Origin of the sequence: Achromobacter sp. LC458 (assembly GCF_001005835.2) — a bacterium.
In the GTDB taxonomy this organism is placed as follows: domain Bacteria; phylum Pseudomonadota; class Gammaproteobacteria; order Burkholderiales; family Burkholderiaceae_B; genus Achromobacter; species Achromobacter spanius_B.
Genome location: NZ_LBHW02000055.1, coordinates 15807 through 30817, shown reverse-complemented (window position 1 = coordinate 30817; position 15011 = coordinate 15807). Strand labels below are relative to the sequence as shown.

The following is a 15011-nucleotide window of genomic DNA, read 5'->3' as shown; positions in this document are numbered from 1 at the left end:
ACACGTCCGCCGCGCCGGTCCTCATTGTTTTTATTCTCTGGGCAATATCCTCCGCGCTGCCTTCCATCCAGATCGTCACGTCGACCAGCAGCTTGTGCAACGCAGGGTCTGGGACGCTGATCAGGCCGGCGAAGATGAAAGCGCGTACTCGGCGGCCGGTGTTTTGGTTCAGGGATTCGCCGACGCGTTGCAGTTCGTCGGCGTAAATGGCGAGGAGTTCGCTGACCGTCAGTTGGATCACGACCTGCGTCATTTGCGCGCCACGGTACACCCAGGCGCCGCCGACGTGCACGGCGTTGACGGCCGCGCGCGTGGCGTCGTTTAACTGGGCGTGAAGGCGGCTGCTGGCGCCGTGCACGGCTGCCAGCAGCTGGTCCGCGGCGTCCGCCGCCAAGCCTTCGCGCCAGGCGCCGATCTCTTTGCTGCTGACCAGGTTTTTGACGGCGTCGAAGTATTTCTTCGCGGCGTCGTTGGCCCCGCCCCCAGCCCCTGCACTGAATAGGGGCAGAAAGCTGGATTGCAGATCGCTGCGTTGGCCGTTCAACGCCAGATAGACGGCGCTGTGGGGGTCGGACAATAGCTGCTTCCAAGCCTGCGATGTGGGACCTGGATTGTCGGTGCGGGCGGGATCGGCAGCACCACCCGTATGTCCGGCAGTCGGCGGATTCGCCGTCGCAGCCGAACTGGCGGCGGCGGAGGAAACGCCGCTACCCGCAACGGCAAGCGGCACAGACGCCGCATCGGTAATGCCGCCGTCCAGGCACGCGCTGACCATCAGCAGGCGCAGGCGGCGCGAGCGTTCATCGGTGTCGCTGTAATCCAGGTCTACCACCCGCTTCCAGGCTGCGCCGCGCACAACCTGTGCCCAGTCTTCGCCATAGGCATCGATGATTGCCTCCAGCCGTTTGGACTCCTTGTCATAGCTCGCTTGAAAACTGGCGCGGCCCTTGCGGCCTAGCTCGGAGGGCGGGTCAGATTCCCAATAGCGTTCCTTCAGCCGATCCATGCGCTGCTCGGTCTTGTAGGCGATGCGTTCGCGGCGCTCCAAGGCCGGATCCCGGAAGATCGGCGCCATGCCGGATTCGCTGGGCATCGTGTCCAGCATGTAGGTGGGGCTGTCCGGTATCTCGGCATCGGCCTGTGCGGCGTAAAGCTGTTCAATACCCAGCAAACATTGCGAGGTCAGATACGCATAGCGCCGCTGCGGCTCTTCCGCCCACATGCGCTTTTGCGTGTAGGCGGCCAAACGGAAGTTGTTCAATTCCTGCGCCAGGCCCACCGGGTCGGGCAGGATCAGCCCGGGCACGCCCTTGGCCAGATCGTGCTGAAGCTCCATCAGCCTCAGATAGTTGCGCATGCCCGTAGCCTGCAATACCCGCGAATGCCAGCCATGAACGCTGCCAAAATCACGGACGGCGTGGCTGTACTCTGCTATGTGTCGATCGATGCGGTGAGCGTGTTCCAGCGCCAGCGCCGCGCCTCCCGCCGTGGGCTCTTCGCGCAGCTTGGATAGGTCCAGGATGACAAAGCGCAGTGCGTGGTCCGAGTTGGCTGTCGCCTGTTGGGCACCAGCGACTGCATGTGCCGCGCGTGCCGTCCCGTGTGAGGCGCCCGCTGCCGGCTGTGAGGCCCCCGCCGCCTTCGCGGCACCCGCGTCGGCCTTGTACGCGTCCAGCACCGCCACGGGCCACGGGTCTTGTGCGTACGCGACCCAGGCTGTCGTGTACATATCGACGTCGATACCGATAAAAGATGCCGGCAGATCGTGCGCGCTTTGGACGCAGCGTTCGGACAAGAGCGCGGGTGGGCCCTTGGCCATCTCGTAAGGGTCGAATTGACGCAGGTGACCGGCGTCAGTGACTTCGTACGCCTGCCAGACCTCATGGTCCAACAGCACGTAGACGTAACCACTACGTAGAATGCGCAGCGACTGTTGCAAGTCGGGGTGCGTCGTTGCGCCGTGCCTGTGCAACGACGCTGCCTTGGGAATGACGGCAGGGCGCAGCAGCAGGATCGGGATGCCGGTGCGCCGGCAGGCGGGGCAGCTGCCCAATGGCAGGGGCGACGTCTCTTGGGCGGCAATAGCCAATTGGCTGCTGGTGGTCATGGCGGGGAACCTACTTGGTCAAGATGGGTGGCAATGCGGTGCCAGGCATGGTCGCCATACGCAGCCAGCACGGTGGACGCACCGCCGGGCGCTGCACTGGCAAGTGCGAGTCGCAGCGGTTCGTAATCGAGTAAGCGCGGGTGTATTGCGGCTTGATGCAGCGCCAGCACGATGATGTCCCGGGTATCTGACAGCCCGGCTTCCCGGGCTTGGCGTATCCAGCGAAAGGCTTGTGCGGCGGCCTGCGGAGGCAATAGCGAGGGACCTTGCCAGCGACCCGGTGCGTACGACAATGGCAATTGCAGCGATCGGCGCCAGGCCGACAGCAGTTGCGCAATTAGCGGCGCGTCACGTTGAGTCTGTCGGGCAAGCGCGGGGAGCTCGGCGCCAATGCGCCCGACGCCAATCCCGACATCAATCCCCGTACTGCGCTGGAAACCACTCACCATCGCAAGCGATCCCCAACTGCTAGGCAGCAACCACGTGCGTATGGGCCACATCAGCGGCCCCAGCGTTTCAGCGTGGATGGACGCGGCCAGCAGTTCCAGGCGCAACGGTTCAAACCATGGCGACATTCCGCGCGGGGAATCGGCCGAAAAGTCCATGCAACGCGCGGCCACGTGATCGGCCAACGTCTGCCCGTCCAGGGGACTGAGCAGGCAGCCGCACACATAGCGACGGCGGCGGGCGGCGTCCGCCTGCGCAAGGCGTTGGGCCAGCTCCATGAGTTCGGGCGCAGGCACATCCGCACATCCCGCCAACCGGACCAGCACTGGGCATGCCTTTGGCGAGTGGGCCAGGTCGGGGCGCGCGACGGTCGTTAACGCATCGGCGCCCAACACCTTGGTCAACGACGCAAGCCCCAACCCATGCTCCGGCGCGCAGTCCGCCAGGGGATTCAACAACAGGTAGACGCTGTCATCCGCTGCGCGGCGCGCTGCGACCAGGGCGGCCATCGTGCCTGGCGTCGTGGTGTCTGTCGGCATCATGCGTGCCGCGGGCCGGACCGCCCCCTTCGTAGCCGCCTTCGTAGCCGCCGTCATATTGCCCAACGTCACCGTGCGCCCCGTCATCGCGCGCGTTCCATGCAATCGTCCAGCAAGCCTTCGACGACATCGCCCGCCATCGACAGGGAATTGCCGCCGCCGCCCGCCTGCGCCACCGGGCCTTTTAGGTTGATGGCAAGTGCTTCCAATGTGATGCCGGAGCCGTTGATCGTGATGGTGCCGCCCGGCCCCTTGATCACCACGCTTTGCGCGGCCTGCAATTCCAGCGTGACCGTCTTGCCCTCGATCCGCTCGCCCGCATGCACCTGAAAATGCCCCTGCAACTTATGTTCCACATGCCCGCCCGTTTCGATCCAGTGATTGGCCACCGTCTTGTCGCGGCGGTTGTTGCCCACGTCTTCCGTACGGTCCCGGCCGGTGGCGATGGTGTGGTTGCGGTCGATGGTCAGGAAGTCGTCCTGGCCGATGGTGTGGCGGCGGTCCTGGCCGATGTGGACCTGTTCATCGCTGCCCACCGATTCGCTGCGGTCGTGGCCGATGGTGATGGTTTCGTCGTGCTCGACCTGTTCGCTGCGGTCGTTGCCGACGAAGGTGGTCTCGTTGTGGTTGACGTGGAGGTTCTGGTCTTTTTGCGCGTGAACGTAGATCTCTTCCTGATCCCGTTCGTCTTCAAAGCGCAGCTCGTTATACCCCTCGCCCTTGTGCGTCTGGCTTTTGATCGTCATGCGCGTTTTGTGGCGCGGCAGCTCGTAGGGCGGCGGGTTGATCGACCGGTGCGTTCTGCCCGTGACGATCGGCTGCGAGCTATCGCCATCCAGAAAGCTGACGATGACTTCCTGGCCGATGCGCGGGATGGCCATGTGGCCCCAGCCCGCGCCCGCCCAATTTTGCGACACGCGGATCCAGCACGAGCTGTGTTCGTTGTTCTGCCCCAGCCGGTCCCATGGAAACTGCACCTTGATGCGGCCGAATTCGTCGCAGTAGATTTCTTCATTGGGCGGGCCGACCACGCTGGCGATCTGCGGGCCGTCCACTAGCGGCTTGCGGCTGGGCGCGGGTTTCCAGTCGACCTTGTCGGGCACGATGTCGGCCGTGTAGCCATAGCGCGTGCCTTGCTCGGCGCCCGCGCCGTCTTCTTCCTGGCTGCTGTGCTGGATGCCGTGGTGGCGCATGCGCACCGGGCGCCAGCCGTGGTTCCAGTCATCACGCGGGTGGCCGGTCAGGTCGAACGCCACGCCGGGAATTAGCCGTGCGTCGTCGCCGTGCACCTGGGCCATGCGCGCATCGCGGCGCAAGCCCAGCAGACGGCTTTGCGTGAAGGGTTTGCCTGCCTCGTCGCGCTTGTAGCGGCCGGGGTAGTCGTAGCGCTCGTAGCGGCGGTCTTGGTGTTGCAGGTCGGTGGCGACCTGCGTGTGTTCCTGGTCGTACTGCGGGTGTGTGTAGGTGTAGTCGCGTTGCGTCTGGCGAGCGGTGCGTAGTTGTTCGGTGTAGATGAAGCGATGCAATGCGGGCTGGTGTTGATCGCCGCCCGGCGTGGGGTTGTAGACGACCGGCCCGCCGGCGATCTCACCATGGATGTAGATGCGGTCGCCGTGGATCAGGCGGTGGGAATTTTCGGTATGGGCGTAGCGGTGAAAGTAGCCCTCTTCGGCGGCCAGGCGCGCCACGAAATCCAGATCGGTTTCGCCGGCCTGCACGCAGTATTCACGCACCAGGTGGTGGTGGGTGGTGACCTGTTCGTAGTCGGTAATGCCGTGGCGCTTGAAGACATCGGCCAGGATTTCCGGCACGGACAGTTGCTGGTAGATGCGCCAGTCCGAACACAGCGCCGCGCGCGCCAGCGACGGTTCGACCACGGCGCGGTAACGCGTGCGCCGAAAGCCGGTGTCGCCTTGCTCGAAGGCGGTGACGATGCCATGCACGTGGCGCACGGGCAGATCGCCCCGCCATAGCGTGAACAACGCTGTCTGATCCAGCAGCGCGCCAAAGTCGATGGCGGGGTCGAAGCTGGATAGTTCCAGCTCTAACCGATAGGTCTCGGACAGCGCCTCGTCCAGCGTGAATTCAATAACGTCGAACGCCACGCCACGGGCGGCGGGCACGAAGGTAAAACGCAGGTCGGATGAGTGGGCCATGGGGATCCTGGAATAAGTCCCCACAGCTATGCAACATCCATGCCAACTTTCACGGCGTCCGGTTAAACCCAATGCTTTCAGCGACTTAGGATTTCGGGCGCAGTGCGAACGGCGAAGAAATGGACTTGGTTATCGCCAAACGCGCCGAAAGCCGTGAAAACACAGGTTTTCCTCGCTAAAACCGGCTTGTTCTGCAATAAATCAGGCCAGATCTGGCCCGAAGTTTTGCAAGTGCCTGATTCCTAAGGAGGTTCACTGGGCCAGAATTGGCCCGATCGGGTCAATTCTGGCCCGCGCGACGGTGGGCGGTCTTAGTCCAGCATGCCCTTTTACGCCGCCCTTTTACGCCGCCCTTTTACGCCGCCCTTTTACGCCGCCCTTTTACGCCGCCCTTTTACGCAGCCCATTTACGCGCCCATTTACGCCGCCCTTTTACGCCCCTTGCCTCCCGGCTGCCCATGCGGGTTTCGCATGGCCTCGATCAAAACCGGCATGTCCGCCGCGCCGCTTTCGTCCCTACCATAGGCCTGCTATCCCGACGCCGGCAGCTTGGCGCCATATGAACAGCAACCACGAAAAGACAGGGGCAACGATGAATCAAACCGTCCACGCGACGCTGCCGGCAGGCACGCTGACCGGTGTGCAGGAACGCGGCGGCGTGTGCCGCTTTAGCGCCATTCCCTATGCGCGGCCGCCGGTGGGCAAGCTGCGTTTTGCGCCCCCTGAAGCCGCGACCTGGCAAGGGGATCTGGATGCCACACAGCCCGGCCCCGTGGCGCCGCAACTGCCGTCGCGCCTGCGCGATGCCATGGGTGACTTCAACGCGCCGCAATCCGAAGACTGTCTGCATCTGACGGTATGGACGCCGGCCGCGGATAGCGCGCGTCGGCCGGTCGTGGTGTGGCTGCATGGCGGCGCCTGGCAAAGCGGCGGCGGCGCGCTGGACTGGTATGACGGGTCCGCCCTGGCCGCGCGTGGCGACCTGGTGGTGGTGGCCGTCAACTACCGGCTGGCCGCGCTGGGCTGGCTGTACGTGCCGGGTCAGACCGCGAACGTGGGGCTGTTGGACCAAGAGGCCGCCATCGATTGGGTGTTTGACAACATCACGGGCCTGGGCGGCGACCCCGAACGCGTCACGGTGATGGGACAGTCGGCCGGCGCGTCGTCGATCTGCGCAATGCTGGCGCGCAAGCCGCGCTTCTCGCGCGCTATCTTGCAAAGCGCCGCGCTGGGCCGGGGGTTTCGGTCGGCGGCACAGGCGCAGGCGTTGGGCCAGGCCTTTCTAGAGGCGGCCGGCGTCGCGTCGCTGGACGCCGCGCGCGCGCTTCCCGCTTCCGCTTTGCTGGCCGCGCAGCAATCGCCTGCGGTCGCGGAAGTGCTGCGGGCCGAAGGAAGCAGCCGCAGCCAGTTCTGCCCGGTGTTGGACGGGCACGTGCTGCCCGAGGACATCGCGCCCGTGCTACAGCGGGCCGCGTCCCGCGCCGACGTGCTGGTGGCGTACACGCGCAATGAAATGGCGGCCTTTCCCGGGTACGTGGCGAATGCAACAAGGGCCGAAGCGCAGGCGACGACGGATAACCACGCCCGCGCCCACGTCGACCCCAACCACGTCGGCAATGTCAGCCCCGGCCACGTCGACCCCAGCCACGTCGGCAACGTCAGCCCCGGCAACGTCGACCCCTACCACGTCGGCAACGTCAGCCCCGGCAACGTCGACCCCAACCACGTCGGCAATGTCAGCCCCGGCCACGTCGACCCCAGCCACGTCGACCACGTCAAGCCGGGCCACGTCGGCCACATCGGCCACGTCGACCACGTCGGCCCCGCCCTTGACGACCCCATCGGTGATCAAGTGTTCGGCGCACCGTCACGCGCGTGGGCGCGGGCGGCGGTCACGCAGGGCCGTCAAGCCTGGCTGGCGCGCTTCGACGTTGCTCCGACCGCGCGCTTCAAGGCGTGCCACTGCATTGAACTGCCCTTCGTGTTCGACACGGTATCCGCGTTCGGCGACGCTCCGATGCTGGCCGGATTGGACGCGGCCCACGCGCAGCGCCTGACCGCGCAGACGCAGCAGGCATGGATCGCGTTCATACGCGGCGACGCACCCGATTGGCCGATGGCGCCGCACCTGCACGTCTTTGCCTGAAGGCTGATGTCGGGCGCCGGATGTCACACGCCGGATGCCACATGCCAGACGCCACATGCCAGATGTCACTGCCGGATGGCACATGCCAAATGCCACACGTCGGATGTCACATGCCAGACGCCACATGCCTGACCTTTGACGCCGAACATTCTGTACACACCTACTACACAAGGGGAATTCCATGATTAAGGACATTGCGCCGATGCGCACGTTGGCACTGATGCTAATGCTCGCGATGCTGACGCCGCTGGCCGCGCAGGCCGCCTATCCCGACAAGCCGGTCAAGATCATCGTGTCCAATCCGCCCGGCGGCCCGGTGGACGTGATGCTGCGCGTACTGGCCAGCAAGCTGGGCGCGGCGTGGAACCAGCCCGTCGTCGTCGAGAACCGCCCTGGCGCGTCCGGCATCATCAGCACCGGCGCGCTGGTGAAGTCCGCGCCCGACGGCTATACGCTGGGCATGGTGGTGGCCTCGTCCGTGACCATCGTGCCCTTCGCTGTCGACAGCCTGCCTTTTGATACGCAAAAAGACTTGCAGCCGATTTCGCTGGTGGCGCGCACGCCATTCATCTTTATCGTGCCCAAGGACAGCCCGCTTAAGACCTGGGACGACTTCGTGCGCGAAAGCAAGACGCGCAGCCTGAGCGTGGGCTCGTTTTCCATCGGCACCGCGTTTCATCTGGTCTGGGAACAAACCGCGCGGCGCGCCGGCATCCGCGCGTTGTACGTGCCGTCGTCCTCGTCGGGCAAAACGCAGAACGATCTGATAGGCGGTCAATTGGACGTGGGCCTGGACGCGCCATCAAGTTCCAAGGGCTTGATCGACAGCGGCCGTTTGCGCGCGTTGGCAATCACCAGTCCGGAACGCTTTGGGGGCCTGCCGGACACGCCCACGTTGAAGGAGTCCGGCTTGAAGGATTACGCCCCGCAACCCTGGATCGGCTTGATGGCCCCCGCCGGCGTGCCGCAAGACCGCGTGGCGCTGATTCAGAAATCGGTGGCGGACATTCTGAAAGAACCGGCGATGCGCGCGCAGATGGAAACGTTGGGCATGATTCCAATCGGCAGCACGCCGGAAGAACTGGCGGCCACGATCAAGGCGGACCGAGCCGACATGGAGCCGCTGATCAAGGAGCTGGGCATCAAGCTGCAATAGAAAATGCGGCGGTCGAAAATTTGGCTCGTCCAACCTTTCACCGCCGGAAATTCCACCTTTCGGAATCAAAACGGTCGGAATTTAAGCATCCGTAACAAACACGCCGGCCGTGTGGCGCTTGGGTAAGATCCTTGTCCAATAACAGGTTAACAACCACGAGGAGAACACCCATGCAGTCTCGCAACATGCGATTCCGGTTGGCGCCGCTGGCCCTGGCCGCCCATCTGCTGATGAGCGGCCCGGCAGCCGCGCAAAGCGCCCCCGGCACGCAAGGCCCGCTGGCCCCCGCCCCCAACGCCGCGCTGTCCGAACAGATCGACACCCGCGCCCGCGCCATCGAAGACAAGCTCATCGCGTGGCGCCGCGATATTCATCAGCACCCCGAACTCGGCAACCAGGAAACGCGCACGTCCAAGCTGGTGGCGGACCACCTGCGCGCGCTGGGCATGGATGTGAAGACCGGCGTGGCGGGCACGGGGGTTGTCGCCGTGCTCAAGGGGGGCAAGCCCGGCCCCGTGGTGGCGTTGCGCGCCGACATGGACGCGTTGCCCGTCAAGGAACAAGTCGACGTACCCTTTGCGTCGAAAGCCAAGGGCACTTACCTGGGCAAGGAAGTGGACGTGATGCACGCCTGCGGGCACGACACCCACACGGCCATCCTGATGGCCACGGCCGAAGTGCTGGCCGGCATGAAAGACCAGCTGCCCGGCAGCGTGAAATTCATCTTCCAGCCCGCCGAGGAAAGCCCGGCCGACTTCGAACCGGACGGCAAGAAGATCTGGGGCGCCAAGATGATGGTGCAGGAAGGCGTGCTGGACAATCCCAAGGTGGACGCCATCTTCGGCCTGCACGTGTCCAGCGCATATCCGGCCGGCTGGTTGTCGTGGCGCAGCGGCCCGGCCATGGCCGCCGCCGACCAGTTCTGGATCGACGTCACCGGCAAGCAGACGCATGGCGCGCGCCCGTGGTCGGGCATCGACCCTATCGTCGTCAGCTCGCAGATCATTCTGGGTTTGCAGACCATTCCCAGCCGCCAGATCAACAGCATGCTGGAGCCGGCCGTCATCACGGTGGGCGCCATCCACGGCGGCAATCGCATGAACATCGTGCCGGACAGCGTGGCCATGACGGGCACCATCCGCACCTACGACGAGGGCATGAAGAAGGACATCCACCAACGCATCGCGCGTACCGCCGACATGATTGCGCAAAGCGCGGGCGCCAAGGCCGATGTGCGCGTGGTGGAACTCTACAACGCCACCGTCAACAACCCGGCGTTGACCGAGAAGATGGGCTCGACCTTGCGGCGCGTGGCAGGCGAAGGCAACTATGGCTTGCAGCCCAAGTCCACCGCGTCCGAGGACTTTTCGTTCTATCAAGAGAAGGTGCCGGGCATGTTCTTCTACCTGGGGGTCACGCCCAAGGGCACCGACGTGGACAAGGCCGCGCCTAACCATTCGCCGCGCTTTTACGTGGATGAATCCGGCCTGATCAACGGGGTGCGCGCGTTGTCGAACCTGACGGTGGATTACATGGCGCGCGCGCAACAACAATCCGGCAGCTGAGCCGGTAGCCTGCGGTCGCTACGCATTGACGCCCGCCCGGGCGCTGGATAAAGTGGCTGGCAACCTTGCGCCATCGGCATCGATGGCGTTCTTTTTTCTTGGCCCGGCTTGCGGTGCGCCGCAGCCCTACCTTCCGGATTCACCATGAACAGCTACCGCGTCGGCATCGCCGGCTTCGGCGCCATCGGCCAGGCCGTGGCGCAATCCCTGGATGCCGGGCTGCCCGGCCTGACCCTGTCCGCCGTCGCGGTGCGCGACCCCAAGGCCGCGCCCGACTTCGCCTGGACCCAGGCGGCCCCCAGGTTCACCACGCTGGACGCCCTGCACGAGCATTGCGACGTGGTCGTTGAATGTGCGCCGGCCGCCGTGTTTCGCAGCATTGCCGAACCCGTGCTGCGTGCCGGCAAGAAGCTGGTGGTGCTCAGTTCCGGCGCGCTGCTGGCCAACGAAGACCTGATCGACGTGGCGCGCCAGCATCACGGGCAGATCCTGGTGCCGTCCGGCGCCATTCTGGGGCTAGACGCCATTACGGCAGCCGCCGAAGGCGTCATCCATTCCGTCACGATGATCACCCGCAAGCCGCCGCGCGGCCTGCTGGGCGCGCCTTACCTTACCGACAACAACATCAGCCTGGACGACGTCACCGAACCGCGCTTGATCTTCCGCGGCTCGCCGCGCGATGCCGCCACGGGCTTTCCGGCCAACCTGAATGTGGCGGTCAGCGTGTCGCTGGCGGGCATCGGGCCGGACCGCACCACGCTGGAAATCTGGGCCGACCCGTCGCTGGAACGCAACGTGCATCGCGTGGAAGTCGTGTCCGACTCGGCAAATTTTTCGATGGAAATCCAGAACATCCCTTCCGCCAATCCCAAGACCGGCCGCATCACCGCGCAAAGCGTCGTGGCGGCACTGCGCAAGCTGACCGGGCCTTTGCGCGTGGGCACGTAAGCGTCACGCCGCCTCGCGCAGCGGCGCGCCCTGCGGCGGGCCATACGGGTCCATCGGCCCGATCGGTCCCATCGTCCAGCCGCCCGCGCCGTCCAGTTGCAGCCGGTGCGTGTGAAACGGGTCCAGCGTGCTGCGATGGCCCACGCTGACCAGCATGCAATCGGGCAAGGCGCTGCGCAGCAGGCTGTATAGCGAATGTTCCAGGCCTTCGTCGGTCGCCGATGTGGCTTCGTCCAGGAACACGATGGCCGGTCGATTGAACAGCACGCGGGCAAAGGCCACGCGCTGCTGCTCGCCAATCGACAAGATGCGTGACCAATCCGCAACCTCGTCCAGCCGTTGGCTCAAGTGGCCCAGGTTGACCTGATGCAGCGCCTGGGCCAGGCGCGCATCGTCTTGCGGCTGCGCGTGTCCGGGATACGCCACGGCACTGCGCAGATCGCCCAGCGGCAGATACGGCCGCTGCGACAGGAACAACGCCGACGCGCCTTCCGGCCGCCGCACCTGGCCCTGTGCATACGGCCACAAGCCCGCCAGCGCGCGCAGCAATGTCGTCTTGCCGCTGCCCGACGGCCCCTTGATCAGCAGGGTCTGGCCAGGCCGCAGGCGCAAGGTCAGCTCGCGCAGCAAGGTGCTGCCGTCCGGCCGCCTGACCGTGACGCCATCAATGTCCAGGCCGTTGGGCAAGGGTTCGGTATGCACCGTCGGCAGCGCCCGCGCCGCTTCGTTGGCATCCAGGAAGCCGTTCAGCCGGTCCAGCGTGGCGCGGTACTGCGCAAAGGTGTCGTACGACGTGCGAAAGAACGACAGCGCGTCCTGCACCTGCCCAAAGGCCTGTGACGTTTGAATCACATCACCCAGCTTGATGGCGCCGCTGAAGAAACGTGGCGCCTGCAAGATAAACGGAAACACCACGGCCACCTGGCTGACCGACAAGTTGAACCCGTCGAACTTCAAGCCTCGGTACACGCGCGCCCACAGGTTGACGATGTAGGCGGAAAACCGCTGCAACAGGTTCCTGCTTTCTACGGCTTCGCCTTGATAGAACGCGACGTTCTCGGCGTTTTCGCGCAGCCGCACCAGCGCATAGCGGAAATTGGCCGTCAATCTTTCAGACAGAAAATTCAGGCGGATCAGCGGTCGGCCGATCTTGAAGGCAAACCAGGTTGCGACAATTACGTACAGGAACACGACGAAGACCATCGCGCGCGGAATCTCCACGCCCGCCACCGTCAGCGGCCCGGACAGGCCCCACAAAATTCCCGTGAACGCCACCAGCGACACCATCGCGCTTAACGCGCCGATGGCCAGCGTGCGCGAGCCCGTCACGAACATGGCGATGTCTTGCTCGATGCGCTGGTCGGGGTTGTCGACCGGCTCTTCAACAAAGTGGCCTCGGTAGTACGCGCCCGCGCCCAGCCAGTCGCGCGTCAGGCGGTCGTTCAGCCAGACGCGCCAATGAATGTCGAAGGCCTGGCCGGCGTAGCTGTCCGCCAGCGAGCGCACCACGTGCACACAAGCCAATACCGAAAAGATGCCCAGGAAGCGCCAGAAGGCGCTTTGGTCCAGCGCTTGCAACGCGCTGTAGAAGCCGTTGTACCAAAACGAAAACAGCACCGTCATGCGCACGGCAGCCATCGCCAGCAGCAACAACAACGCCAGCATCAGCAGCGGCCGCCAACTGCGTCGAGGGGTCAGATACGGCCATGCCAGGCGCCAGAACTTGCGCCCCCAATCCGTTGTGCGTGCCAGCACGACGGACACGGCCACCAACACGACGGCCGTGATGCCAAACGCTTGCGCCAGCCAGATGGCGCTTTCCATCAACTGCTGCTGCCAGTTCAAATTCATTGGCGCCCCCCATTCGAAACCGTTTCTGGTTAGACGGGACGCATGCGCCGGGTTCCGCGAAAACCGCCGCTTTAAGCGTCGCTTAAGCGTTCTGGCCAGGCAATTGAAGGCGGGTTGAAAGATTGGCGCAAATCAGCCTCTGCCCAGGTCCAGATTGGCGAAGACGTCGGCCAGCGTGGGCACGGATCGGGCGGGCCAGATGGCGCTCAGGTCGAAGCTGGGCAGCGCCTGTCCGTCGCGCACTTCGCAAAAGCGGACGCCGCCGAAGTTCATGGTGCGAATCCAGCTGGGCAAGAGCGCCACCCCGCAGCCGCCCGCCACGCACGACAACACGGTCAGCGTGCGGTTGGCCTCTTGCGCGACCTGCACCGCATGCCCGCCCTTGCGCATCGCGTCCATGATGCCGGCATAGAACGCCGGCAATTGCGCTTGCGGATACATCACCAGACCGGCTTGTGCAATTTGCGCCATCGTCACCGTGCCATCGTCCGCCACGTCGAACTCGTCTGGCACCGCCGCCACCAGCCGGTCGCGCAACAGCTGGCGTTCACGCATGCGCCCGCCCACTGCGACCGGTGTGTGCATCAGGCCGATATCGATTTCGCCGGTTTGTAGCGCATCGGCCTGTTCGGCGTTGCTCATCTCGCGCAGGATCACCCGCACGCCGGGTGCCTGCCGACGCATTTCGCGCAGCGCGCGCGGCAGGGTGTCGAATAGCGCGGAGGACACCAGCCCCACCGTCAACTGCCCCGCGCTGCCGCGCCCGATCTCGCGCGCGCGATGCGCCGCTGCGTCGATGCGGGCCACGCTGATACGCACGTCCTCCAGGATGGCCAGCGCGGCGGGCGTGGGCGCGGCGCCCTGTCGCGAGCGGTCGAAAAGGCGCACGCCCAGGTCTTTTTCCATGCGGCCAAGCGCCTGGCTCAGCGCCGGCTGCGCGATGCCCAGCCATTCCGACGCGCGGCTGACGCTGCCATGGTCCACCACCGCCAGAAAATAGCGCAGGTGTCGGGTTTCCATATTGATCCGATATATAAAAAGCGGTTTTAGGCAATAGAAAACTATACCCGCGCTGCCTAGAATCCGCCTCATAGAACAGCGCGCGGCCACGCCGGCGCACAAAACAGGAGACCGCGTTGTCCTCGTCCCCCCTCGGCGTTGCCGTCGATACCCATGCCCATGTTTTCCGGCAAGGGCTGGCGCTGGCGGACGCCCGGCGCCACACGCCCGATTACGACGCCACGCTGGAGCAATACCTGGCGCTGCTGGACGCCGATGGATTGAGCCACGGCGTACTGGTGCAGCCCAGCTTCCTGGGCACCGACAACAGCCATCTGGTGCACGCATTGCGCGCGGCCCCGCAGCGCCTGCGTGGTGTCGCCGTCGTGTCGCCCGAGGTCACCGACGCACAGTTGCAGGCACTGGCCGACGCCGGTGTCGTGGGGATGCGGCTGAACCTCATCGGCCTGCCCTCGCCCGACCTGCAAGCCGCCGACTGGCAGGCTTTGCTGGCCCGGGTCAACGCGCTGGCCTGGCATGTTGAAGTGCACATGCAAGCCGGCAGGCTGCGCGCGGTGTTGCCCGCGCTGCTGGCCGCGGGTTGCCGCGTGGTTGTCGATCACTTCGGTCGACCGGACCCGGCGCTGGGCGTGTCGGACCCGGGCTTTGCCTACCTGCTGCAACAGGCCGAAAGCGGGCAGGTATGGGTGAAGCTGTCGGCGCCGTACCGGAATTGGCGGGTGGCGGATAGCACTGACCGCAGCGATGCCATCGCGCCCACCGCCCCTACCTTTCGCCCCGGCATCCCCGATTACGGCGTTGCCGGCCGTCAGGCTGCCCAGCTTTTGCTGCGTGCCTATACGGCCAAGCGCCTGATGTGGGGCAGCGACTGGCCGCACACCGAACACCGCCACTTGGCGTCCTACCCGGCTGCGACGCAGTGGCTGGACAGGTGGATCGACGATCCCGCGCAGCGACGCATCGTGCTGGCGGACACGCCGATGCAGCTATTCAACATCCAAAGCCAGAGCCAAGGCTAGACCCAAGGCCAGGCCCAAGGCCAGAACCAAAACCAAAACCAGATCCAACTCCCAGGA

10 protein-coding genes are annotated in these 15011 nt (G+C 65.1%); 5 read left to right on the top strand and 5 right to left on the bottom strand.

The window, feature by feature from the left end; translation table 11 throughout:
• The 3 genes from YH64_RS27650 to YH64_RS27640 all read right to left on the bottom strand — a co-directional run.
• On the bottom strand, positions 1 to 2107 hold a 2107-nt coding region (locus YH64_RS27650; RefSeq protein ID WP_221935928.1), incomplete at its 3' end, for a T6SS effector BTH_I2691 family protein.
• Positions 2104 to 3063: a hypothetical protein gene (locus tag YH64_RS27645; protein WP_143215566.1), complete on the bottom strand. Its 960-nt coding sequence runs from the start codon at positions 3061 to 3063 to the stop codon at positions 2104 to 2106. The genes YH64_RS27650 and YH64_RS27645, both read right to left, overlap by 4 nt.
• Before the next feature lie 113 nt (positions 3064 to 3176).
• Positions 3177 to 5249: a type VI secretion system Vgr family protein gene (locus YH64_RS27640; protein ID WP_046805354.1), complete on the bottom strand. Its 2073-nt coding sequence runs from the start codon at positions 5247 to 5249 to the stop codon at positions 3177 to 3179.
• A gap of 592 nt (positions 5250 to 5841) precedes the next feature.
• Between YH64_RS27640 and YH64_RS27635 the strand changes: the two genes are divergently transcribed.
• The 4 genes from YH64_RS27635 to YH64_RS27620 all read left to right on the top strand — a co-directional run bounded on the left by YH64_RS27635 (position 5842) and on the right by YH64_RS27620 (position 11064).
• On the top strand, positions 5842 to 7395 hold the full coding sequence (locus YH64_RS27635) for a carboxylesterase family protein (RefSeq protein WP_143215565.1): 1554 nt from the start codon (positions 5842 to 5844) through the stop codon (positions 7393 to 7395).
• Between the two features lie 181 nt (positions 7396 to 7576).
• A complete protein-coding gene (locus YH64_RS27630) occupies positions 7577 to 8551 on the top strand; it encodes a tripartite tricarboxylate transporter substrate binding protein (protein ID WP_046805355.1) in 975 nt (324 codons plus the stop codon).
• Between the two features lie 170 nt (positions 8552 to 8721).
• Positions 8722 to 10116: an amidohydrolase gene (locus tag YH64_RS27625; protein WP_143215564.1), complete on the top strand. Its 1395-nt coding sequence runs from the start codon at positions 8722 to 8724 to the stop codon at positions 10114 to 10116.
• 144 nt (positions 10117 to 10260) lie between these two features.
• Positions 10261 to 11064 (top strand): aspartate dehydrogenase, encoded by an 804-nt coding sequence (locus YH64_RS27620; protein ID WP_046805357.1) that lies wholly within the window; start codon positions 10261 to 10263, stop codon positions 11062 to 11064.
• A 3-nt stretch (positions 11065 to 11067) separates the two neighbouring features.
• Here the strand turns inward: YH64_RS27620 and YH64_RS27615 are convergent, their stop codons facing one another.
• The gene (locus YH64_RS27615) at positions 11068 to 12915 is read right to left on the bottom strand and encodes an ABC transporter ATP-binding protein/permease (RefSeq protein ID WP_046805358.1); all 1848 of its coding nucleotides are present in this window, start codon (positions 12913 to 12915) and stop codon (positions 11068 to 11070) included.
• A 132-nt stretch (positions 12916 to 13047) separates the two neighbouring features.
• Complete coding sequence (locus YH64_RS27610; protein ID WP_046805359.1) at positions 13048 to 13935, bottom strand: LysR family transcriptional regulator; 888 nt, start codon at positions 13933 to 13935, stop codon at positions 13048 to 13050.
• A gap of 116 nt (positions 13936 to 14051) precedes the next feature.
• On the opposite strand from YH64_RS27610, the gene YH64_RS27605 reads away from it, so the two are divergent.
• A complete protein-coding gene (locus tag YH64_RS27605) occupies positions 14052 to 14954 on the top strand; it encodes an amidohydrolase (RefSeq protein WP_046805360.1) in 903 nt (300 codons plus the stop codon).
• Positions 14955 to 15011 lie beyond the last annotated feature (57 nt).